At 72.4% G+C, this 24,042-nt stretch carries 17 protein-coding genes; 9 read left to right on the forward strand and 8 right to left on the reverse strand.

Translation table 11 applies throughout. The features are described 5' to 3' along the window. Positions 1-114: 114 nt before the first annotated feature. Positions 115-1,509, reverse strand: a complete 1,395-nt coding sequence (locus ACTOQ3_RS15270) for an aspartate aminotransferase family protein (RefSeq protein WP_440084036.1) — start codon at positions 1,507-1,509, stop codon at positions 115-117. Positions 1,510-1,790: 281 nt separating this feature from the next. Between ACTOQ3_RS15270 and ACTOQ3_RS15275 the strand changes: the two genes are divergently transcribed. Continuing rightward, positions 1,791-3,137, forward strand: coding sequence for a M20/M25/M40 family metallo-hydrolase (locus ACTOQ3_RS15275; RefSeq protein WP_440084037.1), 1,347 nt, complete (start codon positions 1,791-1,793; stop codon positions 3,135-3,137). A gap of 198 nt (positions 3,138-3,335) precedes the next feature. Next, entirely contained in the window at positions 3,336-5,159 is a 1,824-nt protein-coding gene (locus ACTOQ3_RS15280; protein WP_440084038.1) for an extracellular solute-binding protein, read from the forward strand. Positions 5,160-5,302: 143 nt separating this feature from the next. On the opposite strand, the gene ACTOQ3_RS15285 is transcribed toward ACTOQ3_RS15280, so the two are convergent. Further along, on the reverse strand, positions 5,303-5,827 hold the full coding sequence (locus ACTOQ3_RS15285; protein ID WP_440084039.1) for a cysteine dioxygenase: 525 nt from the start codon (positions 5,825-5,827) through the stop codon (positions 5,303-5,305). A 75-nt stretch (positions 5,828-5,902) separates the two neighbouring features. Between ACTOQ3_RS15285 and ACTOQ3_RS15290 the strand changes: the two genes are divergently transcribed. The 4 genes from ACTOQ3_RS15290 to ACTOQ3_RS15305 all read left to right on the forward strand — a co-directional run bounded on the left by ACTOQ3_RS15290 (position 5,903) and on the right by ACTOQ3_RS15305 (position 9,894). Continuing rightward, the gene (locus ACTOQ3_RS15290) at positions 5,903-6,823 is read left to right on the forward strand and encodes a LysR family transcriptional regulator (RefSeq protein WP_440084040.1); all 921 of its coding nucleotides are present in this window, start codon (positions 5,903-5,905) and stop codon (positions 6,821-6,823) included. A 105-nt stretch (positions 6,824-6,928) separates the two neighbouring features. Then, positions 6,929-7,570 (forward strand): ABC transporter ATP-binding protein, encoded by a 642-nt coding sequence (locus tag ACTOQ3_RS15295; RefSeq protein WP_440084041.1) that lies wholly within the window; start codon positions 6,929-6,931, stop codon positions 7,568-7,570. 85 nt (positions 7,571-7,655) lie between these two features. After that, the gene (locus ACTOQ3_RS15300) at positions 7,656-9,206 is read left to right on the forward strand and encodes a DUF6297 family protein (RefSeq protein WP_440084042.1); all 1,551 of its coding nucleotides are present in this window, start codon (positions 7,656-7,658) and stop codon (positions 9,204-9,206) included. Between the two features lie 43 nt (positions 9,207-9,249). Beyond that, positions 9,250-9,894, forward strand: coding sequence for a LysE family translocator (locus tag ACTOQ3_RS15305; RefSeq protein ID WP_440084043.1), 645 nt, complete (start codon positions 9,250-9,252; stop codon positions 9,892-9,894). A 117-nt stretch (positions 9,895-10,011) separates the two neighbouring features. Here the strand turns inward: ACTOQ3_RS15305 and ACTOQ3_RS15310 are convergent, their stop codons facing one another. Beyond that, positions 10,012-10,965, reverse strand: a complete 954-nt coding sequence (locus ACTOQ3_RS15310; protein ID WP_440084044.1) for an aldose epimerase family protein — start codon at positions 10,963-10,965, stop codon at positions 10,012-10,014. After that, positions 10,962-11,933: a LacI family DNA-binding transcriptional regulator gene (locus tag ACTOQ3_RS15315; protein WP_440084207.1), complete on the reverse strand. Its 972-nt coding sequence runs from the start codon at positions 11,931-11,933 to the stop codon at positions 10,962-10,964. Before ACTOQ3_RS15315 ends, ACTOQ3_RS15310 begins: the two co-directional genes overlap by 4 nt. Positions 11,934-12,197: 264 nt before the next feature. On the opposite strand from ACTOQ3_RS15315, the gene ACTOQ3_RS15320 reads away from it, so the two are divergent. Together ACTOQ3_RS15320 and ACTOQ3_RS15325 are read left to right on the forward strand one after the other, a co-directional pair. Then, positions 12,198-13,355, forward strand: a complete 1,158-nt coding sequence (locus ACTOQ3_RS15320; protein WP_440084045.1) for a Gfo/Idh/MocA family protein — start codon at positions 12,198-12,200, stop codon at positions 13,353-13,355. A 160-nt stretch (positions 13,356-13,515) separates the two neighbouring features. Continuing rightward, positions 13,516-14,856, forward strand: coding sequence for a pectate lyase family protein (locus ACTOQ3_RS15325; protein ID WP_440084046.1), 1,341 nt, complete (start codon positions 13,516-13,518; stop codon positions 14,854-14,856). 117 nt (positions 14,857-14,973) lie between these two features. On the opposite strand, the gene ACTOQ3_RS15330 is transcribed toward ACTOQ3_RS15325, so the two are convergent. From ACTOQ3_RS15330 to ACTOQ3_RS15340, 3 genes are all read right to left on the reverse strand, one after another. Further along, positions 14,974-18,705 (reverse strand): family 78 glycoside hydrolase catalytic domain, encoded by a 3,732-nt coding sequence (locus ACTOQ3_RS15330; RefSeq protein WP_440084047.1) that lies wholly within the window; start codon positions 18,703-18,705, stop codon positions 14,974-14,976. A gap of 320 nt (positions 18,706-19,025) precedes the next feature. After that, positions 19,026-20,627 (reverse strand): hypothetical protein, encoded by a 1,602-nt coding sequence (locus ACTOQ3_RS15335; RefSeq protein WP_440084048.1) that lies wholly within the window; start codon positions 20,625-20,627, stop codon positions 19,026-19,028. Positions 20,628-21,021: 394 nt separating this feature from the next. Continuing rightward, positions 21,022-22,488: an aldehyde dehydrogenase (NADP(+)) gene (locus ACTOQ3_RS15340; protein WP_440084049.1), complete on the reverse strand. Its 1,467-nt coding sequence runs from the start codon at positions 22,486-22,488 to the stop codon at positions 21,022-21,024. Positions 22,489-22,789: 301 nt separating this feature from the next. On the opposite strand from ACTOQ3_RS15340, the gene ACTOQ3_RS15345 reads away from it, so the two are divergent. Further along, complete coding sequence (locus tag ACTOQ3_RS15345) at positions 22,790-23,110, forward strand: hypothetical protein (RefSeq protein ID WP_440084050.1); 321 nt, start codon at positions 22,790-22,792, stop codon at positions 23,108-23,110. A 103-nt stretch (positions 23,111-23,213) separates the two neighbouring features. On the opposite strand, the gene ACTOQ3_RS15350 is transcribed toward ACTOQ3_RS15345, so the two are convergent. Continuing rightward, positions 23,214-23,945: a hypothetical protein gene (locus ACTOQ3_RS15350; RefSeq protein WP_440084051.1), complete on the reverse strand. Its 732-nt coding sequence runs from the start codon at positions 23,943-23,945 to the stop codon at positions 23,214-23,216. Positions 23,946-24,042 lie beyond the last annotated feature (97 nt).

The raw sequence follows: 24,042 nt of genomic DNA on the forward strand, positions 1-24,042 counted from the left end.
GCGCCGGCGAGGGCGCGGCGGGCCGGGGAGGCCCGGACGGCGCGACCCCCGGCGGGTGCGGCGCGTCTCTCCGGGCCGCGCGTGGCGGTCCGGAGGGGGCGCGGCCGTGCGCGCTCAGAGGCGGCTCCATGCCTCCGTCAGCACCGATCGGAGGATGGACTCGATCTCGTCGAACTCCTTGGGGCCGCAGATGAGCGGCGGGGCGAGCTGGATGACCGGGTCGCCCCGGTCGTCGGCGCGGCAGTACAGGCCCGCCTCGTAGAGGGCGGGGGTGAGGAAGCCCCTGATGAGGCGCTCGGACTCCTCGGTGTCGAAGGTCTCCTTGGTGACCTTGTCCTTGACGAGCTCGATGCCCCAGAAGTAGCCGGAGCCGCGCACGTCGCCGACGATCGGCAGGTCGCGGAGCCGCTCCAGGGTGGAGCGGAAGACCGGCTCGTTGCGGGTGACGTGGCCGAGCAGGTCCTCCCGCTCGAACAGGTCGAGGTTGGCCAGCGCGACGGCCGAGGAGACCGGGTGGCCGCCGAAGGTGTAGCCGTGGGCGAACATCTCGGTGCCGTTCTTGAACGGCTCGAAGAGGCGCTCGGAGGCGATCATGGCGCCGATCGGCGAGTAGCCGCTGGTCATGCCCTTGGCGCAGGTGATGATGTCGGGGACGTAGTCGAACTTCTGCCCGCCGAACATGGTGCCGAGGCGGCCGAAGGCGCAGATGACCTCGTCCGAGACGAGCAGGACGTCGTACTCGTCGCAGATCTCGCGCAGGCGCTTGAAGTATCCGGGGGGCGGCGGGAAGCAGCCGCCCGCGTTCTGCACCGGCTCGACGAAGACGGCGGCCACGGTGTCGGGCCCCTCCATCTCGATGGCGCGGGCGACGCGCTCGGCGGCCCAGTAGCCGTACTGCTCGGGCGTCATGCCCGGCACGCCGGTGATCTCGTCGGCGCGGTAGTGGTTGGTGTTGGGCACCCTGACGGAACCCGGGACGAGCGGCTCGAACATCTGCTTGAAGGCCGGGATGCCGGTGATCGACAGGGCGCCCTGAGGGGTGCCGTGGTAGGCGATCTGGCGGCTGATGACCTTGTGCTTGAGCGGCCTGCCGGTGATCTTGAAGTACTGCTTGGCGAGCTTCCACGCGCTCTCGACGGCCTCGCCGCCGCCGGTGGTGAAGAAGACACGGTTGAGGTCGCCGGGGGTCTCGGCGGCGAGACGCTGGGCCAGCTCGACGGCCTTGGGGTGCGCGTACGACCAGAGCGGGAAGAACGCCAGCTCCTGGGCCTGCTTGGCGGCGGCCTCGGCCAGCTCGCTGCGGCCGTGACCCGCCTGGACCACGAAGAGGCCGGCGAGGCCGTCGAGGTAGCGCTTGCCGTGCACGTCGTAGATGTAGGAGCCCTCACCGCGCACGATCATCGGCACCTCGGCGCCCTCGTACGAGCTGTGCCGGGTGAAGTGCATCCACAGGTTGTCCTGCGCGGCCTTCATGAGCGAGGTCACGTCGGTGTTTTCAGGGTGCGTCATCACGATCTTCCCTCGTTGAGCTGAGCTTCCAACAGTCTGCCTGCCAGAACAGCTCTTGCCAAGTGAAAACGTGGCATTAAAGTGCGAGAACCTCGGAATCCGCAAAACGTCCATGTAACAACGACGAAATCCGCGATCAGGTGAGAAGAGTGCCCGACCATTGCCCAAACCCCGGTTCCACTTGGCGGAACCCTGGTGTGCTGGAATCGTGCACGAGAGCGGCCGTACCTGCGGCTGTGATCCAATAGGACGCACCAGATATTGAGATGCGGGGGAAAGTCGTGACTCCTGACGAGATCGAGAACGCCGTCACCGCCGGCATGCCCCAGGCGATAGCGGACCTCAGAAGGCTCGTCGCCATCCCCTCGGTGGCCTTCCCCGGCCATCCCGAGGAGCCCGTGCACGCGGCCGCCGCGGTGACCGAGGAACTGCTGCGGAGCACCGGCCTGCCGCGTGTCCAGCAGATCCCCGTCGAGGGCAGTTTTCCCGCCGTCTACGCGGAGGCCCCCGCCCCGCCCGGCGCGCCGACCGTGCTGCTGTACGCGCACTACGACGTGCAGCCCACCGGAGACCTCGCGCTCTGGCGCACCCCGCCCTTCGAGCCGACCGAGATCGATGGAGCGATCCACGGCCGCGGCGCGGCCGACGACAAGTCGGGCGTCATCTCCCACGTCGCGGCGCTCCGCGCCTTCCAGGGGCGTTTCCCGGTCGGCGTCAAGGTCATCGTCGAGGGCCAGGAGGAGTACGCGGGCGAGCGCCTGGAATCCTTCGTCGAGCGCAACCCCGAGCTGTTCCGCGCCGACGCGATCGTGGTCGCCGACACCGGCAACCCCCGGGTGGGCGACCCCGCGGTGACGACCTCGCTGCGCGGCGTGGGCGGCTTCACCATCGAGGTGCGCACCCTCAAGGAGTCGCTGCACAGCGGCTCGTTCGGCGGCGCCGCCCCCGACGCCCTCGCGGCGCTGATCCGGATGCTGGCCGCCCTGCACGACGACCACGGCGACATCCGCGTCCCCGGCCTGCCGCGCGGCAGCTTCCTCGGCTCCGGCCCGTCGGAGGAGGACTTCCGTGCCACCGCGGGCGTGCTCGACGGCGTCTCCACGGTCGGCTCCGGCTCGCTGGCCGACCGCCTGTGGGCCTCGTACGCGATCACGGTCACCGGCCTGGACGTGCCGACGGTCTCCGGCGCGATCAACGCCGTCCAGGCCGTCGCCAGGGCCCGGGTGACCGTGCGGGTGCCCCCGGCCGGCGACCCGAAGACCACCGTCGAGGCCGTCGTCGACTTCCTGCGGCAGGTCGCCCCCTGGGGCGTCCAGGTGGACGTCGGCGACTACACCATGGGCTCCGGCTACCTGGCCGACACCGGCGGCGCGGCCCGCTCCGCGCTGAACCGGGCGATGGAACGGGCCTTCGGCCGTCCCCCGCGCGACGTCGGCGCCGGTGGCTCGATCCCGCTCGTCTCCACCTTCGTCAGGCAGTTCCCCGCCGCCACGATCCTGCTCTTCGGCGCCGAGGACGACGACGCGGCGATCCACGCCCCCAACGAGCGCGTGAACATCGAGGAGCTCCGCCGCACCGCCACCGCCGAGGCGCTCTTCCTGCAGGAGTACGGCTCCACGGCGGTCTGACGCCCGAGGTCCGACGATCGGGCCCTCCCGGCGATCGCCGGGAGGGCCCTTGGCGTGCGGTCACCCGAGACGCTCACCCGACCGCGGGAGCGCCTCGGAGCACGCCGGTTCCGGCATCCGCGACGAACTCCGGTCGCGGAGAACTCTCGGGGCGAGTCGTTCGTCGGACAGGTACAGACATCTCCCCGGGAGGCAGGGTTGTACCAGCAACCGCAGCGACGGCGGAGGAACTTCGCCCCGTTCATCGTCGCGATCATTCTCGCCGGAGCCCTGACCGTCGCCCTGCGGATCCTCGTCGACGCGAACGCGCCCGGAGCCGGAACGGCACGCGGGGCCACCGAACAGCCCAAGGCCTGCGAGGGGGGCGTCACCCTGACCGTCGCCGCCTCGTCGGAGAAGGCCGAACTGCTGCGGACGATCGCCTCCGGCTACAACGGCAGGCGAGTGGGCGGGCGGTGCGCAGACGTCGTCGTCGAGACCAAGGCGAGCGGCGACGCCATGCAGGCGCTGGCCAGGGGCTGGGACGAGCGCCGGGACGGCCCCCGCCCCGACGTGTGGTCGCCCGCCGGCAGCGGCTGGATCACCCTGCTCCAGCAGCGCGCCTCGGCGAACGACTCCGCCTCCCTCGTCGCCGCCGACAACCCGTCGATCGCCACGACGCCGCTGGTCGTCGCGATGCCCCTGCCGATGGCCGAGGCGCTGGGCTGGCCGGCCAGGAAGCTCGGCTGGTCCGATCTGCTCGCCGTGTCCGCCGGGTCGTGGGCGAAGTACGGCCACCCCGAATGGGGACGGTTCAAACTCGGCAAGACCAACCCCAACTTCTCCACCAGCGGCCTGAACGCCACCGTCGGCGCCTACTTCGCGGCGACCGGCCTGTCCGGCGACCTGACGGAGAAGAACGTGGCCGACGCGAAGGTCAGGGACTTCGTGCGGGATGTGGAACGTTCGATCGTGCACTACGGCGACACGACGCTGACGTTCCTGTCGAACCTCCAGCGGGCCGACGACGCGGGCGCGGGCCTGAGCTACATCTCCGCGGTGGCCGTGGAGGAGAAGTCGGTCTGGGACTACAACCAGGGCAACCCGACCGGTGACCCCGCGACGCTGGGCAGGCACGCCAAGCCCAGGGTGCCGCTGGCGGCGATCTATCCCAAGGAGGGCACGCTCATGTCCGACAACCCGTACGCGGTGCTGACCGCCCCGTGGGTCGACGACGCCAAGCGGGCGGTGGCGGCCGACTTCCTCGCGCACCTGCGGGCTCCCGAGCAGCAGGCCCGCTTCGCCGAGTTCGCCTTCCGCTCGCACGACGGCAAGGCGGGCAAGCTGATCACCCAGGCGAACGGGCTGCTGCCCGCCGAGCCGAAGACGACGCTGAGCCCGCCCGCCCCGAACGTGCTCGACAAGATGCTCACCGGCTGGGCCGACCTGCGCAAACCCGCGAACGTCCTCCTGGTCCTCGACGTCTCCGGCTCGATGGGCGCCCCCGTGCCCGGCACCGGCAAGAGCAAGCTCGACCTGGCCAGGCAGGCCGCGATCAACGCGCTGTCCCGGTTCGGCCCGCACGACAGGGTCGGGCTGTGGATGTTCTCTACCGAGCGCGACGGCGCAAAGGACCACCTGGAGCTGGCCCCGCTGGCCGCCGTCGACGCCGCCCACCGCGGGAGGCTGCGCGCCAGGCTCGACGGCCTCACCCCCGACGGCGGCACCGGCCTGTACGACACCGCGTTCGCGGCCCACGAGCAGGTGCGCGAGCTGCGGAACGGTGACGCGATCAACGCGGTGGTCTTCCTGACCGACGGTAAGAACGAGGACCCCGACAGCCTCTCCCTGGAGAACCTGCTGCCCGGCCTGCGTACCGAACCGGGTCAGGAGACGGTGCGGATGTTCACGATCGCCTACGGCCAGGACGCCGACCTCGGCGTGCTGAGGCAGATCTCCGAGGCGACCGCCGCCGCCGCGTACGACTCCCGCGAATCCGGAAGCATCGACCAGGTGTTCACCGCGGTGGTGTCCAACTTCTGATGGCACGCCTCGCCGGCGGACTCGGGACGGCTCGACGGCCACGCCGCGGCGGGTGGCCGGGGGTGGGCCCGGCTCGATCTCGATGGGGAAGCCGGGCCCGTGATCCCCGCCTCACCGGACGGGCGGGGCGCGGAACGACCCGTTCAGCGAACGGGCAGCTCGTAGACGCGGCGGACGCTGGTGGGGGCGGCGCTGAGGTCGGCCCCGTAGATGTGGAGCGAGATGGCCGTCTCGTCACCCGTGTTGTGGACGCGGTGGATGTCACCGGGCGGGGCGAAACCGCTCACCTCACCGGTCTGGTTGGCGGCCCTGCCGATCTCGGTCAGGTGGTCGCCGTGGTCGCGGTAGAGGGTCTCGTACTCCACGCCCTGCAGCACGCCGAACACGCACCACGCGATGTGGTCGTGGATCGCGGTCTTCTGTCCGGGCCGCCAGACCACGGCCACGATCGAGAAGTTCTCCTCGGCGTGGAGGGTGTGGCCGACATAGCGGTCGGGGTCGCCGAGGCGCTCCTCCTCGGTGAGGATCCCGGGGGACGGCAGCCTCTCACGCAGCAGCCCGGCCACGGTGAAGGCCGTGGTCCGAGCGTCGGCGGACGGGTCCACGAGGTCTCGGACCCCCGCGACCAGTTCGGCCAGGCCCGGGCGGGTGAGCGTCAAGGTTGTCATGCCTCAAGGATGCGGCGAGGAGATACATAGCGTCCAATGCCCATCTTCCCGCTCATCCATAGATAAAGTTAATACATGCTCGATATCGTGCGACTTCGCGTCCTCGCCTCGGTGTCCCGGCACGGCTCGGTGACCGCGGCGGCGAGGGAGCTGCACTACTCCCAGCCCTCGGTGAGCCACCACCTCGCGAAGCTCGAGGCCGAGACCGGGGCCAAGCTGATCCAGCGGGTCGGCCGGGGCATCCGGCTGACCGAGGCCGGCCGGCTGCTCGCCGAGCGGGCCGTCGAGATCATCGGCCGCCTCGACTCCGCGTCCGCGGAACTGTCGGCGCACGTGGGCCTGCGTGCCGGGCGGGTCAGGCTGGCCGCCTTCCCCTCCGCCCTGGGGACGTTCGTGCCGGAGGCCGCCGCCGTCCTCGCCGGGGGGCACCCCGGCCTGGAGCTGCGGCTGACCGAGACGGAGCCGCCCGACGCGCTGCGGATGCTCAAGGCCGGCTACGTGGACGTGGCGGTCATCTTCCGCTACGACGACACCGCCCCCGAGGCCGACGGGATCCGGCTGCTCCACCTGCTGGACGACCCCAGCTACCTGGTCACCGCCGGCCCGGCCGGCGAGCTGACCTCCTACCGCGACTCCCGGTGGATCGGCGGCTGCGACCGGTGCCGCACCCACCTGCTGGAGCTGTGCGCCAGGGCCGGCTTCGAGCCGGAGATCGCCTTCACCACCGACGACGTCGTCGCCGTCCAGGCCCTGGTCGCCGCCGGGATCGGGGTGAGCGCCCTGCCGGGGCTCGCCCTGCACGCCCACCGGCATCCGAAGATCAACATGATCGAGCTTCCCGGCTCGACCCGCCACGTCTACGCCGCCACCTACGGCGAGCCCCCCGACCCCCCGGCCACCACCGCCCTGCTGACCGCCCTGACCTCGGTGACCTCCGTACCCCCGGCGCCTCCGGTGACCTCGGTGACCGCGATGACTCCGGTGATGTCCCCGTAGAACGCCCGTGACCGGTGCCCGTCGCACGCGCGGGCAGGCCGTCACCGGCCGAACCCGGGCGATCGTCGTGGCCCGCGCGGGGCCGGCGGTGGCTAGTCTCGAACGGTGTCCACAGCGATCATCACGGTCAGCGGTCTCAGCGTGGAGCTCGGCGGCAACCCCGTGCTCCGCGACGTCGCCCTGACGGCGGCCCCCGGCGAGGTCGTCGCCGTGATCGGCGCGAACGGCGCGGGAAAGTCGACGCTGCTGCGCTGCCTGGCGGGGCTGCACCCCACACCCTCCGGCACCCTGCGGGTCCTGGGCGGCCCTCCGAGGGACGACGCCGGCTTCTGGCGTGACGTCGCCCTGGTCGAGGACGAACCGGCCTGGTACCCAGGTCTGACGGCACGCGAGCACCTGGAGCTGATGCACGCCGTCCACGCTCCGGCCCGGCTGGAGGTCGAGGCGGCGCTGGAGTCGTTCGATCTCCTGGAGCGCGCCGACGCGTCACCGCCGACCCTCTCCACCGGCCAGCGGCAGCGGCTCTCGCTGGCGGCCGCCCTGCTCAGGCCGAGCAGGCTGCTGCTCCTGGACGAGCCGGAGCGCGGGCTCGACGAGGTGTTCCGCGGGCGCCTGGCCACGCTCCTCACGGACTACGCGGGCGCCGGCGGCACGGTGGTCATGGCGACCCACGACCACCGGCTCGCCGAGAACACCCGGGCCCGCCAGGTCGTGCTGGCCGCCGGGCAGGTGACGGCCCGACCATGAACGCGGAGCACGGAATGAACGCGACGCCGGATGCGAACGCGGAGCAGGGTGTGAACGCGACGCCGGATGCGGACCCGGAGCGGACATGAACACGGAGCAGGGTACGAACGCGACGCCGAGCGTGAACGCGGAGCAGGGTGTGGCCACGGTCCGGAGCGTCCGCGCCTTCGTCAGGGTGCGCGGCGGCGCCCCCGTGAGCTGGCTGGACCGCTACACGAGGTTGTTCGGGCTGGCGATGCTGCTCGCGGTGCTGGTCCAGCCGGTCTCCGCCGAGCTCGCCTCGCTCTCCCGGCGGGTGGACCCGTCGCGGATGGGAGCCGGCCTCGCCCTGGTCATGCTCGCCTACGCCGGTCTTCTCCTCGCCGCCCGCGCGCTCGGTCCCGTCGCGCTGCCTGCCGCCGATGCCGCCTGGCTGCTGCTGTCCCCGCTGCACCGCCGAGGCGTGCTGGGCCGGACGGCGACGATCCTCCTGGCGGTGTCCGTCCTGGCCGGGATCGCGCTCGGGGTGGGCGCGCTCGCCGTCCTGGGCGCGCCGGACCGGCTGGCGCTGCGGCTGGTCACCGCCGTGATCCTGGGGGTCTCGGCGAGTGCCGGCGGCATGGCGCTGACCGTGCTCTCCCAGTCGTCGCAGAGCTGGCAGCCGTGGCTGAACGCGGCCGTCGTCGTGACCGCCCTCCTGGCGGCGCTGTCGGCGCTGGCGGCGGCGGGCGGCCCGGCGCGGCGCCTCGTGGCCGAGGTCGCGAACGCGCCCGCGTCACAGGGCGTTCCGGTGGCCGCCCTCTCCGCCGCGGCGGCCGCCCTGCTCGTGTGGAGGGCGTGGTCGGCCCTGGCCGGGATTCCGGCGCGGGCCGTGCTCTCCGCCTCCACCCGGGCGGGTCACGTGACCACCGCCGCCGTCGGCATGGACCCGGCGGCCCTGACCTGGATCGCCGAGGACAACCACTGGCGGCGGCGCACCCTGCGCTCGCGCCCCTGGCCGTCGCTGCCCGCACCGCTCGCCCTGGCCTGGCAGGACTGGCGCCGCCTGGGACGGCGCCCGGGCCGGCTGGCCGCCCTGCTCGGGGGCGCGGCGCTGCCCGCGCCGGTGGCGCTCACGGCCGGCAAGGCAGGCGCGGTCGTGACGGGAGTCGTGTTCGCCGGGGCGCTGGCCGCCGCGGTGGCGGGCGTCTCGGGCGCGCGCCGCGACGGCGACAACCCGGCTCTGGCCCGGCTCCTCGGGGTCGGCGCCCGCGAGGCCCTGGCCGCCAGATCGCTGCTGCCGGCGCTGCTGGGCGGTGCCTGGCTGACCGTCGCCCTGGCCTGCGTGTCCCTGACGGGCGTGCTCGGCACGGGCCCGTGGTGGCTGTTCGGACCACTCGCCGCCCCCGCGCTGGCCGCCGGAGGGTTGCGGATGGCCCGCCGGAACCCGATCGACCACTCCATGCCGATCATCGAGGCGATGGGAGGGTCGATACCGACGGGCCCGCTCATCTGGGGCTTGACCGGCGTGGATCTCGCGGTGCTCGGATGCCTCCCGCTGGCGCTCGCCCTGGGCCTCCAGCCGTCCTCCCTCACCGGCTTCCTGGCCGCCCAGGCTCTGGCCGGTACGGCCGTCCTGCTGGGCTACCTGCTCCGGGCGGGGTCCGTCCGGCGGTGAAAATGCGAGGCGCCGGCGGAACCGGGGCCCCTACGATCCGGATATGCCGGATTTGTCGACACTCGCGCTCTTCGCCGCCGCGACCCTCGCCCTGCTGCTCGTGCCGGGGCCGGCGGTGCTCTACATCGTGACCCGCAGCGTCGCCCAGGGCCGGTCCGCCGGGCTGGTGTCGGTGCTCGGCATCCACCTCGGCTCGCTGGTCCACGTGGCCGCCGCCGCCCTGGGCATCAGCGCCCTGCTCGCCGCCTCGTCGACCGGGTTCACGATCGTGAGGTATCTCGGCGCCGCCTACCTGGTCTGGCTGGGCGTGCGCAAGCTCATGACCCGCTCGAACGGGGAGGAGTCCTTCGAGCCGCGGACCGCGACCAGATCCCGGATGTTCTGGGAGGGCTTCGTGGTCAACGTGCTCAACCCGAAGACCGCGATCTTCTTCCTCGCCTTCCTGCCGCAGTTCGCCGATCCGGAGGCCGGGCCGATCGCCCCGCAGATCGTGCTGCTCGGCCTGATCTGGACGGTGCTCGGCATGGCCAGCGACGGCGCCTTCGCCCTGCTCGCCTCGGCCATGGCGGGCCGCCTGCGCCGCTCGGCCCGCGCCCGCCGCCGGCTGGACGTCACCAGCGGCCTCGTCTATCTCGGCCTGGGAGCCCTCGCGGCCTTCGGCGGCGAGAACTCCGTGGCCAAGGCCTGAGTCGCGAGCCTCGGCGTCCCCGCCGCCCCCCCCGGCCTTCCCCTCCCGGCCCGCCGGGGAGCCCGGCCGGACATCGGCCCCGGGACCTGCCGGGGGAAGGACCCCGCCCGGGGCCCGTCAGACGAAGCGGTAGGTCGTGGTGGAGGCGAACCGCTCGCCGGGGCGCAGGACCGCCGAGGGGAAGTGGGGCTGGTTCGGCGAGTCGGGGAAGTGCTGGGTCTCCAGGCACAGGCCCGCGTGCTTTTCGTACGCGGTGGCGACGCCGTCCAGGAAGTTGCCCGTGTAGAACTGCACGCCCGGCTCGGTGGTGGTGACCTCCATGGTGAGCCCTCCGGCCGGCTCGCGGACCTCGATGCCGCCGCGCAGGACGTAGCAGTGGTCGTAGCCGCCCCCCAGCCGGGGGTCGGCGATCCGCTCGCCGATCTCGTACGGCGAGGTGAAGTCGAACGGGGTGCCGGCGACCGGGGCGAGCTCCCCGGTCGGGATCTGCGTGGCGTCGACCGGCAGGTAGTGGTCGGCGTCGATGCGGACCACGTGCTTGAGGATGTCACCGCCCCCGGCGAGGTTGAAGTAGGAGTGGTTGGTGAGGTTCAGCACGGTCGGCGCGTCGGTGGCCGCGTGGTAGTCGAGCCGGATCGCGTCGCCGGTCAGCGTGTAGGTGACCGAGACGGTGAGCGTGCCGGGGTAGCCCTGCTCGCCGTCCGGGCTCACGTGCTCCAGGGTCACGGTGGTGTCCGAGGCGCCGGTGATCCGCCACACCCGGGTGTCGAAGCCGTGCGTCCCGCCGTGCAGGCTGTTGGGGCCGTTGTTGACCGGCAGCTCGTGGTCGCGCCCGTCGAGGGTGAAACGCCCGCCCGCGATGCGGTTGCCGTACCGGCCGACCACGGCGCCGAAGTAGCGGCTGCGCGTCAGGTAGTCGCCGAGGTTGTCGTAGCCGAGGACGACGTCGACGCCGGAGACCTCCAGCGACTGCAGGATCGCCCCGTAGCTGAGGATCGCGGCGCGCATCCGCCCGTTCGACAGCACGTGCCGCTCGACCCGCTCACCCGACGGGGTGGTTCCGAAGCTCATGTGCGCACCTCTCCGGTGGATTCACGGACGACCAGGCTGGTGTCCAGAGTGGCCAGGGTAGTGGTGGCGCCGTCGCCGAACGACTGCAGGAGCAGGTCCACCGCCATCCGCCCGGCGGCGGCCGTGGGCATGGCCACGGTGGTCAGCTTGGGCCGGTTCAGCCGCCCGGACACGATGTCGTCGACGCCGACCACGCTGATGTCGTCGGGGACGCGCACGCCGCGCTCGTACAGGCCCTCGATGAGCCCGATGGCCACCAGGTCGTTGTAGGCGAGCACGCCCGTCACCCCGGAGGCGACCACCTCGCCGGCGACGGCGAGGCCGCCCTGCTCGGTGGGCGCGTTCGGGCCGAGGGTGACCAGCTCGACGCCGTCCATCGCGGTCGCGGCAGCGCGCATCTCGCCGCTGGTCCACGAGCCGCTCGGCCCGGAGAGCAGGGCGATCCTGCGGTGGCCGAGGCCGGTCAGGTGCTCGATCGCGAGGCGGGCGCCCTGGCCGACGTCCATCAGTATCGTCGGCAGGCCCTTCATCCGCCGGTTGACCACCACGAACGGCACGTCGGCGTGCAGCCGCTCTATGGCCCGGTTGGACAGCCGGGGGCTGCAGAGCAGGACCCCGTCGACCTGCTTGGCGAGGGTCTGGATCAGCTCCTCCTCGACCTGCGGGTCCTCGTCGGTGTCGGCCACGAACACGTGGTAGTCGCGGGCCCTGGCGTGCGCCTGGGCGGCCTTGATCAGCGGCGGGAAGAACGGGTTGGAGATGTCGGCGACGATGAGGCCGATGTTGTGGGTCCTGCCGGTGGTGAGGGCCCGCGCGGCGCGGTTGGGGCGGTAGCCGAGATCCTCGGCGGCGGCGAGCACGCGGCTGCGGGTCTCGGTGTTGACCAGATGCGGCGCCGAGAAGGTGCGGGACACCGTCGAGACGTGCACCCCCGACGCCCGCGCCACGTCCCTGATCGTCGCTGCCACCATGCTCCTTCGCCCTGGCCCGGCACCGGGGCCCTGAAGCACATTAGTGCAAGCGGTTGCGTGACTGTCAACGCCGGAATCAGATGCTTTGCGAAGCGGTACGGGATCGGTTGCACACCGCCGACTATCAGAAATACCGAAAAATCCGCAGATGAGGAGTGATTTACCAAATTGGGCCCTTGACGTTGCCGGAAGATGTCCTCAATGTTTCTTGCAACCGGTTGCAGGACATTGGAGTCCGGGACCGCGATGGGAGGTGGCGTGATGGAACCGGTTCGCGTGGTGCTCGCCGGGGCGCACGGGCACGGCTGGTGGCACCTGTCGAACGTCCGGCGGCTGGCCGAGGCCGGGCTGGTGGACCTGGCCGGGGTGTGCGACGTGCGGCCCGTCGGCGACCTGCCCGAGGGGACCGAGTTCTCCGGCGACCTGGCCGGGCTGATCGGACGCACCGGCGCCGAGGTGACCATCCTGTGCACGCCCATCCACACCCACGCCGAGCTGGCGGAGAAGGCGCTGCGCGCCGGCTCGCACGTCCTGCTGGAGAAGCCGCCCGCCGCCACGTACGCGGACTACCTCCGGATCGTCGCGGTGGCCGGGGAGACCGGGCTCGCCTGCCAGGTGGGATTCCAGAGCCTGGGCTCGGAGGCGATCCCGGCCGTCCGGCGGATGGTCGCCGAAGGGGCGATCGGCCGGGTCACCGGGATCGGCGCGGCGGGCGCCTGGGAGCGCCCCTACTCCTACTACGGCCGGACGCCGTGGGCCGGGAGGCGCGAGGTCGGCGGCGTTCCCGTGATGGACGGCGTCCTCACCAACCCGCTCGCGCACGCCACCGCGACCGCGCTGGCCGTCTCCGGCGCCGAGGTCGAGGACGTCGAGGTCGAGCTCTACCGGGCCAACATGATCGAGGCGGACGACACCTCGTGCGCGCGGATACGGATGGACGACGGGACGGTCGTGACGGTCGCGGTCTCGCTGTGCGCGGACCGGCGGCACGAGCCGTACCTCATCGTGCACGGCGAGAGCGGGCGGATCCGGCTGACCTACACCGAGGACCGGGTCGAGTTCGACGGGACCTCGATCGTCCACCCCAGAACCGACCTGCTGGAGAACCTCGTCGCGCACGTCCGCGACGGCACCGGCCTGCTCGTACCGCTGGAGAGGACCGCCGGTTTCATGCGCGTCCTCGACGCGGTGCGGCTGGCGCCCGAGCCCCTGGCCATACCTGACGTGTTCCAGGAGATCGGCGACGAGCGCCGGGTGCTGCCCAGGATCGCCGAGGTGACGGCGACGAGCGCGGAACGGCTGGCGCTCTACTCGGAACTCCGGGTGCCCTGGAGCGAGCGCCGTCCCGGGGTGGGGCGGCCGCCCTCCGGCGGCGGCCCGGCCCCCGGAACCTCCTGGACACGTTCGCGGCCAGGCTGACCGAAGCGCAGGCGTCGTACACGCGGCGCGACGGCGGCCGAGCCGTCACAGCGAGGCGGGCGCGTCCATCCCTGACCTGGGCGCGCCCGCCTCCACCATCCGGAAGGCTCTCGGGGGCCGTACGGAGCCTCCCTCCCACCTGACCCGCGGAGGAATTCCCGTGAAACGAGCCGTCGCGCTCACCACCCTGCTGTCCCTGGCGATCCTCGCCGCCCCGCCCGCGTCCGCCACCGCCCTGAGGGCCGACATCCCGGAGACCACCGCCTCCGGCGGCACCACCTCGCCGGAGACCGCCGGCCGGCGGCCGGACCTGGGCCGCCGGACCCTGCCCGCGAACGACGGCTGGGCCGCCGAGGGCCCCGGCACGACCGGTGGCGCCGCCGCGCCCGCGTCGAACGTGCACACCGTCTCCACCCGCACCGAGCTGGCCACCGCGCTCGCCGCCCCCTCGCCGAAGATCATCTACGTGAAGGGGACGGTCGACACCGACAGGACCTGCGCCGACTACGCCACCGGCGGCTACACCCTGGAGGCCTACCTCGCCGCGTACGACCCCGCGGTGTGGGGCAGGGAGACCGACCCCTCCGGCCCGCTGGAGGACGCGCGCGTCGCCTCGGCCGCCAGGCAGACCGCCGATATCAAGCTCAAGGTCGGCTCCGACACCACCATCGTCGGCCTCGGCGGGAACGCGCGGATCCGCGGCGTCAACCTGCACGTCGACAAGGTCGACAACGTCATCATCCGCAACATCCTCTTCGAGGACACCGCCGACTGCTTCCCGCGGTGGACCCCGACCGACGGCGCCGAGGGCAACTGGAACTCCCTCTACGACAACATCTCGGTGACCGGCTCGACGCACGTGTGGGTGGACCACAACACCTTCACCGACGGCGACAACCCGGACTCCGGGCAGCCGCGGTACTTCGGCAGGCCCTACCAGGTGCACGACGGGCAGCTCGACATCACCCACGCCTCCACCTTCGTCACGGCCTCCTGGAACCGGTTCTCCGGCCACGACAAGACGATGCTGATCGGCTCGACCAACAACCCGGCGAACGACACGGGCAAGCTGAACGTCACCGTCCACCACAACCACTTCGACAACGTGCTGCAGCGGCTCCCGCGCGTGCGCTTCGGCCAGGTGCACGTCTACAACAACTACTACGAGATCCCCGACGCCTCCACCTTCCAGTACGCCCTCGGCGTGGGCGTGCAGTCGAAGATCTTCGCCGAGAACAACCTCTTCCGGCTGGGCCGGGCGGTCGACCCGGCGGACCTCCTCTACAACTGGGGCGGCACCGCCCTCACCGCGCGGGGGAACCTGCTCCGCGTCGGCGGCCGGGTCGCCCCCGTCGACCTCGTCGCCGTCCACAACGCCGTCAACGACCCCGACCTCGGCACGGACGCGGGCTGGACCCCGACCCTGCACACCGGGATCGACCCGGCCTCGTCGGTGATCCGTTCGGTCTCCCGGCACGCGGGCGTGGGCGAGATCCGCTGACGGCCGCCGCACGCGAGCGTGCGGCGGTCCGCCGAGGACCGCCGCGCGCCCCCGGACGGCACCCGGGTCCGCCCCCGCGGGCCCCGGCTCCCCGGGGCCCGCGGGTGTTCCCGCCTGTCAGGCGGGCGCCGTGAAGGTGTACGAGCCGGCGCCGAGCCGGAAGACGGCCGCGCCGCCCTCGTGGCCCACGGGCACCGCCTCCGGCGGGCCGGTGACCGCCGCGGCCGAGGCCGAGGGGACCCGGACGGTGGCCGTGGCGTTCGCCGGGATCTCCACCCGCAGCGTCAGCGTCCCGCCCCCGATCGACCAGTCGCTGAGCGCCCTGCCGTACGGCGTCCGCAGGTCGGACCTGCCCGAGGTGAGCCCGCCGCCGGGGCGCGGCGCGATCGTGATCCGGCGGTAGCCGGGGTCGCGGGTGTCGGGGCCCAGACCGCCCACCGTCCGGTACAGCCAGTCGCCCACCGAGCCGAGGCCGTAGTGGTTGAAGGAGTTCATCCCCGGGTCCTGGAAGGAGCCGTCGGTGCGGATGCCGTCCCAGCGCTCCCAGATCGTGGTCGCCCCGCGACTGCTCATGTATCCCCAGCCGGGATAGTCGGGCTGCAGCAGGATCTGGTACGCGGTGCCGAGGTGGCCGTTCTCGGCCAGCACGGGCAGCAGGTTCTCCACGCCCAGGAAGCCCACGCTGAGGTGGCCGTCACGCGAGGCCACCTTCGCGGCGAGCCTGTCCGCCACCGCCTGGGCCCGGTTCTGCGGCACCATCCCGAACGACAGCGCCAGCACGTACCCGGTCTGGGTGTCGCCCGACACGGTTCCGTCGGCGGCGACGAACCTGGCGGTGAACGCCTGGGCCACCTGGTCGGCCAGGGTGCCGTAGGAGGCGGCGTCGGCGGTCCGCCCGGTGGCCGCGGCCATCCGCGACAGCAGCCGGGCGCTGTACCCGAAGTAGGCGGTGGAGATCAGGTCGTTGGCGGTGTTGTCGCCGACGTTCAGCCAGTCGCCGTAGGTGTCCTGGTTGCGGATCAGGTCGGACCCCGAGGTGGAACGCGAGTAGTCGACCCAGCGCTTCATCCCCGCGTAGTGCTCGTCGACGACGCGCAGGTCGCCGTAGCGCTGCCACAGCGTGTACGGCACGATGACGCCCGCGTCCGCCCAGCCCGCCTTGCCCGCGCCGCAGCAGACGTCGGGGACCACGTCGGTGAAGGCGCCGTCCGCGCGCTGGGCGTCGGTCAGGTCGTCGGAGAACTTGTCCAGCAGTCCGTGGACGTCGAAGTTGAACGTCGAGGTCTGCGCGAAGATCGCGATGTCGCCGGTCCAGCCGAGCCGCTCGTCGCGCTGCGGGCAGTCGGTGGGCACCGACAGCATGTTGGAGCGGGCGCCCCACACGATGTTGTGCTGGAGCCGGTCGACCAGCGCGCTGGAGGAGTCGAAGACGCCGGTCGGCGCGCCGCCGGTCCAGGCGGCCCGGCCGGTGAGGCTCGCGGTGGTCGGCGTGCCGGGGAAGCCGGTCAGCTCCACGTACCGGTATCCGTGCACGGTGAACCTCGGCTCGTACACCTCGTCCGCGCCGGTCCCGGCGAGGGTGAACCTGTCGGTCTGCCGGGCGGCGCGCAGGTTGGCGGTGTAGATCGTGCCGTCGGCGTTGAGCACCTCGGCGTGCCGCATGGTCACCGTGGTGCCCGCCGGGCCGCGTACCCGCAACCGGTTCCAGCCGGTGAAGTTCTGCCCCAGGTCGACCACCCACACGCCGGGCCTCGGCTGGGTCACCGACCGCGCGGCGATGTCCTGCTGCACGACCACGCCCGGGTCGACGGCCGCCACGAGGGTGGGTTCGGCCTCCGCGCGCACCCTTACCGCGCTCCAGCCGGAGTCGTCGAACCCGGAGGTGTCCCAGCCGGTGCGGGCGGCGCGGGCGTCGTACTCCTCGCCGTGGTAGAGGTCGTCGGCGGTGATCGGTCCCGGCGCGGTCCGCCACGAGGAGTCGGTCAGGACGGTGGTCTCGGTGCCGTCGGTGAAGCGGACCCGCAGCTGCGCCGAGTACCAGGGCTGGGTGCCGTATTTCTGGCTTCCGGCGAAGCCGAGCGATCCGGCGTACCAGCCCCGGCCGAGCTGCGCGCCGACGGCGTTGTCGCCCTGGCGGACCAGCGAGGTCACGTCGAAGGCGCGGTAGGCCAGGCGCTTGTCGTAGTCGGTCCAGCCCGGGGCGAGGACCTCCTCGCCGACCCTCGTTCCGTTGATCCGGGTCTCGTGCAGGCCCAGCGCGGTGACCAGCAACCGCGCCTCGGCCACCGGCTTGCCGAGCGCGAACCCCTTCCTGACGTACGGGGCCGCCTCGGCGGCCGAGACGTTCGAGGCCCACGGCCCTGAGCCGTAGGCGGCGACGACCCGGGCCGCGGGCCAGGAGGCGTCGGAGAAGCCCGGCTGCTGCCAGCCGGACGGGCCGCTCTGCGAGGCCTTCCACGCCCCGTCGGTGACGATCCGGGTGGTGGCGCCGCCGGCGACGACCTCCAGCGCGGCGATCGCCCCGGCCGGGGAGACGGTGGTGTTCTGGGTGGAGACGGCCAGCGTGTTGGTCCCGGCCTGGAGCCGGGAGGCGACGTCGACGACCGCGGCGGACTTCCAGGAGTCGGTGGCGCGCGGCGAGGTGCTGACCTGGACGCCGTTGACCCACACGTCGGCGGTGTCGTCGCCGGTGACGGTGAGCCTGGCCCGGGTGATCGCCCCCGAGGGGAGCGTGAACTGGCGGCGTAGGAACCGGGTGGCCTGCGGCGCGCTCACCGCCGGGTCGCCCTCCGGGTACCAGATCCAGCTCGCACCGGACAGACCGGGAGCGGTGCCGGGCGCGCCGACGAAGGCCGCCCGCCACTCCGTCGCCGGGGCGAGCAGGCCGGTCTCGAACCAGTGCGCAGGGCCCCACCCGGCGGCGCGGCCCTGGGTGTCCCAGACCCGTACCCGCCAGTGGTAGCGGGTCTGGGAGGCCAGCGCGCCGCCCTCGTAGGCCGCGTCCACCGACTTCCCCGACGCGACGCGCCCGCTGTCCCACACGTCGCCGGTACCGGCCTGCGCGCGGGCCTCCGTCGAGGCGACGATGATCTGGTACGCCGCCTGGATCTGCCCGGGGGCGCTCGAGGTGAGCTGCCAGCCGAACCGGGGCCGGGCGGTGTCGACGCCGATCGGGGTGGCCCGGCGTTCGGTGACGGGCGCGGTGACCGTCAGCGGCGAGGCCGCGGCGAGGTCGGGGGCGGCGACGTCGCTGTTCCAGGGGGTGATGCCGTACGCCCCGGAGACGGCGGCGGCGGGCCAGGAGGAGTCGGCGAACCCGGGCTCGGTCCAGCCGGGGGTGACCGTCTCGGCGGCCTTCCACGCGCCGTCGGTGACCAGCTCCACCGTGCCGCCCGCGGTGACGACCCGCAGCCTGCCGATCACCCCGGCCGCTCCGGCCGAGGTGTTGCGGGCCGCCACGGCGAGGGTGTTGGCGCCGGAGCGGACGGCGGCGGCGAGGTCGACGTAGAGCGACCGCCGCCAGGAGTGCTCGGCCCGGGGCGAGGTCGCCAGCGGGACCCCGTTGAGCCAGACGTCGAGGGTGTCGTCCCCGGTCGCGACGAGCTGCGCCTCGGTGACGGCGCCCGCCGGGACGGTGAACGTACGCCGCAGGTAGCGGGTGCCGGCGGGGACGGACTGCCGCGCGTCGCCGCCGGGGGACCAGATCCAGCTCGCCCCGGCGAGCCCGACCGGGGCGGCGGCCCGCGCCGGGGCGGCGACGGCGGGCAGCAGCCCCGCCACCAGCGCGCAGAGGGCCAGTGTCCAGAGGACCGTGCGTAACCGGCCAGGGTGGAGGGAGGGGAATGGCATGCCGTCTCCTTGCGATCCGTGGGGGGCGAAAAGGCAGGGCGAACCAAGACGGAGTAAATCGATTTAAAGCTGACTGGACAGTAGATCAGCATTTCGTGACCGTCAATGGCCGATTAACACGACATTTCCGACAGAACCACACTCTGGTAAGACTCTTTTTGTTGTTACGTTTTAATTAGGTGTTAGAGCAAGCCGAAACAGACCCGGCCTTGGGAGGTCAGGCAGGGCCGAGGCGTCCACGGCTCCTGCGAGGGGTGGCGCGGCGGGTGCGGAACCGCCGGTTCGCGGGGTCGCGGAAGCCGTACGCGTCCCGCCACCGCTCACGGCTTCAGCGTGAGCCTCTTCCTCGACGCACCCGGGAACACGACGACCAGGTGCCGCTCCTCCCCCGCGTCGACCCGCACGTAGACACGGAGCCGATAGCGGCCCTTCCCCGCGATCGCCAGGTTCGGCATCGGGGCACCCGCGCCCACGTCCCCGCCCTCGCCCATCTCCGGCACGGTGAGCCTGCCGCTGCGGCTGACGATCGGCACCTCGTTGACCTGATCCCATCCGGCCGTCCGCCGTGGTGGCGCGGTGCGCAGGGCCTTCACCGTAAGGCACAGATCGATGACGTCCTCGATGTGCCCGATGAGCACCGTGCTACCGGCCACCCCGATGAGGGTGTTGTCGTCGTAGAGCCTGTCTATCGCCTGCTCCGCCGCCTCGCCGGCCGTTTCGTCCTCGGGGTCGTGGACCTGATAGCCGTGATCGCCGTCGGCGAACAGGAAGTACTTGGCCGTGGCCTGGACGACCCCCTTCGTCCGGGGCCACGGGTCGCGGCACTTCGCGTTCTCCTCGGCGATGTAGGCGGTGTTCGCCGCCTCCGCCTCCGCGGTCGACCGCAGCAGCTCGGGATGGGTCGCGCCGACGATCTCCGGGCAGATGTAGACGAGGTCCCACCGGTCCACGCCCCAGGCGGACCGCTCGCTCCCGGCCCGCGTCAGGATCGCCTTCTGCTCGTCGGGGTCCTTCGCACGGCACAGCGCCCGCCCGGAGGCGAGGATCTGCTGGTCCGACAGGCTGTCCGGGAACATGGGCGGGCCCCCGCCGTCCGTGCTCCGCGCCCGGCACAGGAACGCGGCGTCGCGTTCCGCGGGTTTCAGGTCGCCGAAGCTGGGCCGGGCATAGCAGTCCATCGACCAGCCGGTGTAGGTGAGGTGCGGGGTCTGCTCCGGGTGGATCAGTGCGATGACCGGCAGTACGGCCACGGCCGCCACCGCGACGCGGACCACGCGCCGCCGCGCGGGCGGAAGGTCCGCCGGGTGGCCCCCGGCGGGCATTTCACGGGCGGTCGCCGCGATCCACACGGTGCTGACGAGCCCCGCCGCGTCCATCATGACCAGAATCGCCAGCCTCCCACCGGAGATCCCCTCGGTGAGGAAGTTGAGCGGGATCACCAGCGCGTAGACGCCCAGCGACAACCACCCGGCGACCAGCGTGCCAAGGCTCCACCGCCCGTCGCGCCGCTGCCCGACGATCGTGAGGATGGTCGCCGCCACTCCGGCCAGCATCAGGCCCAGTCCGACGACGACGCCCGATCCAAGTTCTGGAAGGTCGAGTTCGTCGAGCAGTTCGTTGGCCATCCCGGCCACCCCGGCCGCGAACATCACCCCGGCCGCCGCGCGCAGTATGCGGGACCGCCAGCGGATGACGAGCAGGTAGAGGACGTCGATCGCGGTCCACAGCGCGAGCTGCAGCGCCGCCTCGACCGCGTCGGGGAGCAGCCCGGTCTGGTACCACGGCACGAGGGTGTACGCCACCGCCAGATACAGCAGGCGGCGCAGCGCCTTTTCCCGGCGGTCCAGCGGTCCCGGCGCGGGGGCACGCAGGATCAGCCACAGGAGCGCGGCCTTCACCAGGGCGGCCACGAGCAGCGCCACAGTCGTCGGGGTGTCAAACCCGTCGGGCGCGTAAACCTCCGTATAGGGCGGCGGCGACCATTCGGCGGCCATCCAGAGCCAGGCGTCGCCGAGCACCAGGCCCGCGGCCGCCGCCGCAAGGATCAGGCCTACTATCCCAATCCTGATAATCCGCCATAAACCATCCGGAAGCACGGGGAGCGATCTTAGCGTGGACGGCCCCGCTCAACCTCGAAGAACCAGCAGACGCCGGGCCGGAACCGCGCGAACGGGAGCTGCACGAAAGGAGACGAGACAAACGTGAGCGACGCGAAAGGGAACGGCGCCGAGCCGGTCTCCGGGGTGCCCGGAGACCGGCGGGAACGTCAGGCGGCGGGGCCGCCAGACAACGGGAAATGTCAGGCGACGGGAAATGTCAGGCGCGTCCCTCGACGAGGACCCCGTCGACCCGGCGGGGGATGCCCAGCGGGTTGTCGTCGCGCAGCTCGGGCGGCAGGAGCTCGGCCGGCCAGTCCTGGTAGGCGGTCGGCACCAGCCACCTGCGGATCGCTGCGGCGCCGACCGAGGTGTGGGCGGCGGCCGTGCTGGCGGGCCAGGGACCGCCGTGGTGCATGGCCCAGCGGACCGCCACCCCGGTCGGCCAGCCGTTCCAGATCAGCCGCCCCGCCTTCTTGAGCAGCACCTCGGCGCTCCCGCGCGCCTCGGCGGGGTCGGTCGCGTGGATGGTGGCGGTCAGCGAGCCGTCCAGCCTCTCCAGTACGGGAGGCAGGTCCGCGGGGTCGGGGTAGACGACCACGAGGGCGGCCGGGCCGAAACACTCCTCCACGAGATCGGGCAGGTCCGCGGCGAACGTCGCCAGATCGGTGACGAACACCTGCGGGGTCACCGCGAACGCCCCCTCGCCCGGCCGCCCCTCGGCGAGCGGGGTGAGCTTGCCGAGCCTGGCCAGCCCGCGCAGGTAGCCGCCCTGCATCCGCTCGGTGAGCATCGGCCCGCCCACGGTCCCGGAGACCGCCTCGGAGACGGAGACCAGGAGTTCGGCGTCGTCGGGGACGAACACCAACCCGGGGTTGGTGCAGAACTGGCCGGTGCCGAGGGTGAGCGATGCGGCGAAGCCCTGGGCGAGGCCGTCGCGGGCGGCCGAGGGCAGCACGACGACGGGGTTGACGCTGCCCAGCTCGCCGTAGAACGGGATGGGGTCGGGACGCTCGGCGATGAGCGCCTGGATGGCCTTGCCCCCGGGGATGGAGCCGGTGAACCCGACGGCCGCCACGGACGGGTGTACGGCCAGCCGCTTCCCCGCGTCGAGCCCGCGGACCAGGCCGAGCAGGTCCGGGTCGGGCAGGGCGCGCCGGATGATCTGCCACGACAGCTCCGACGTGGCCGGATGCCCGTCGTGGGCCTTGACCACCACCGGGCATCCGGCGGCCAGCGCCGAGGCCGTGTCGCCGCCCGCGACCGAGAAGGCGAACGGGAAGTTGCTCGCCGCGAAGACCCCGGCCACGCCGGGCAGCGGGTGGTTCATCCGCCGCAGGTCGGGGACCGGCGGCTGGGCCGTCGCGTGGTCGATCACCGCCTCCACGTGCCCGCCGTCCCGCAGCACCTGGGCGAAGAGCCGGAACTGGCCGGCGGCCCGCGCCACCTCCCCGCGCAGCCGGGTCTCCCCGAGCGCGGTCTCCGCGTCTGCCGCCCGCCAGAGCTCCTCGACGTTCACCTCCAGTGCCGCCGCGACCGCGTCGAGCGCCGCCGCCCGGTCCGCGGAACGCCAGGCGGACCCGGCGGCGAGAGCCGCCCCGACGATCGCGTCCACCTCGTCGTCCGAGGTCAGGGGGAAGGGATCTCCGACGGACTCGCCGGTCCTGGGGTCGATTGAGTGGATCAAAACGAAAGCCTTTCCTCAACGGATCCTGCCACGCCGGACCATCCTCCTAAGGTAAGCGCTTTCCTAACCAGAGACCAACCGGCCGGGGCAGGCGGGACGCAGCCGTCTTCCACCTCCGTCCTGACCGATCCGCTACGTGTATGCCCTGCCGGTCCCGCTCGGAACGCCACCGCGACCGGCACCGCAGGCCGTCTTCCTACCGACCAGGGTTTTCTCCACGTCTTCAGAGGAACGCAGGATTCGTGATCACGCTGTCACCGGCAGACGCCTGCCAAAGGGTGAAAAGGGTTCTGTACATGCCGTGTCGAGCGGGGGCGCACGCGAGACCCCGAACCGCGATCCGAAGGACGCCCGCAGCGAATGGCCCTGCCCTGGTGTCAGCGCACACCCGGTACGCGTCACCTCGGAACGCCAGACGCTCGACGGGGATTCGGTACCGCAGGGTCGCTACCGCGTCGTGGAGCACACATGCTCCTGCCGGATGGTCTTCTACGAGTTGATCTCCTGCGGCGGTGCCTACATGATCCAGAACAGGCCGCCAGAGCACGCCTTCGCCGGGCGGTGGACGCTCCGCGAGGCGCGGGAGATGTGGCGGCAGGTGCCGACCGGGCAGGCGCGATAGCCGAACGCGAAGGCCGGCGACGCCTGCCCCCTGTATCCGGAACCGGCTCGCCCTGAATACAACCCTTCGCGTTACGGGGACGGTACGCGGGTTCCACCCGAAATCACGGAAGCACCGCCTCCCAGCGGGCGATCAGGGTCTTGCCCCCGGTGGCCACCGTCACGTTGTCCCCCGCCTTCCCCAGGGCGGTGCGCAGCGTCGTCGCCTCGCGTCCCCGGTAGGTCCGGGTGCCGAAATTGCCGCCGGTCGCGGCCTCGATCGGCGTGGTGATCCCCTCGGGCCAGGTCGCCTGCCGCCTTGGCCGGGCGCTCGGGTCCTCGTACATCGTCACCGTGATCGGCGCGGTGACGTCGGGCGTGCCGGTGGAGCGGATCCTGGCGGTCAGCTTCGAGAGGCGCTCGGTGGCGGCGACGACCGGCTCGTCCTCCGCCGTCGGCGTCCCCTCCAGCCGGGTCTCGTGGGTCTTCCCGCCGGAGTCCACCACGGTGACGACCGCGAAGGGCTGGTCGGTGGCCCCTCCGGTACGGTCGATCGTGCCCTCCCGCCCGGCCAGGGATTCGACGAGCCCGGCCCGCAGGTCGCGCAGTTCGGCCTCCGGGAGCGGGACGACGACGAGTTCCGCGTCGCGCAGCGAGACGGCCCGCCCGTCGGCGGTGACGCTCATGCTGTCGCCGCCCTCGCACGTCATCCCGCCGCAGCTGACGTACCGGACGACGACGGCACCGGGCCGTTCCCCGGCGGGCGCGGTGGTCTCGACGGAGACGGTGGTGCCGTTCCCGGAGCAGCCGACCACGAGAAGGAGCGGGAGCAGGACGACGGTCCGCAGAAAACGCATCACATCCCGGAAACGGATCGGGCATCCGGGCGGTTCACGCCTCCCCGGAGTACGCGGCCTTCCCCCTCCCGGCCCCTCCCGGCTTCTTCCCGGTCCT

This window comes from Streptosporangium sp. LJ11, assembly GCF_051918945.1.
In the GTDB taxonomy this organism is placed as follows: Bacteria; Actinomycetota; Actinomycetes; order Streptosporangiales; family Streptosporangiaceae; genus Streptosporangium.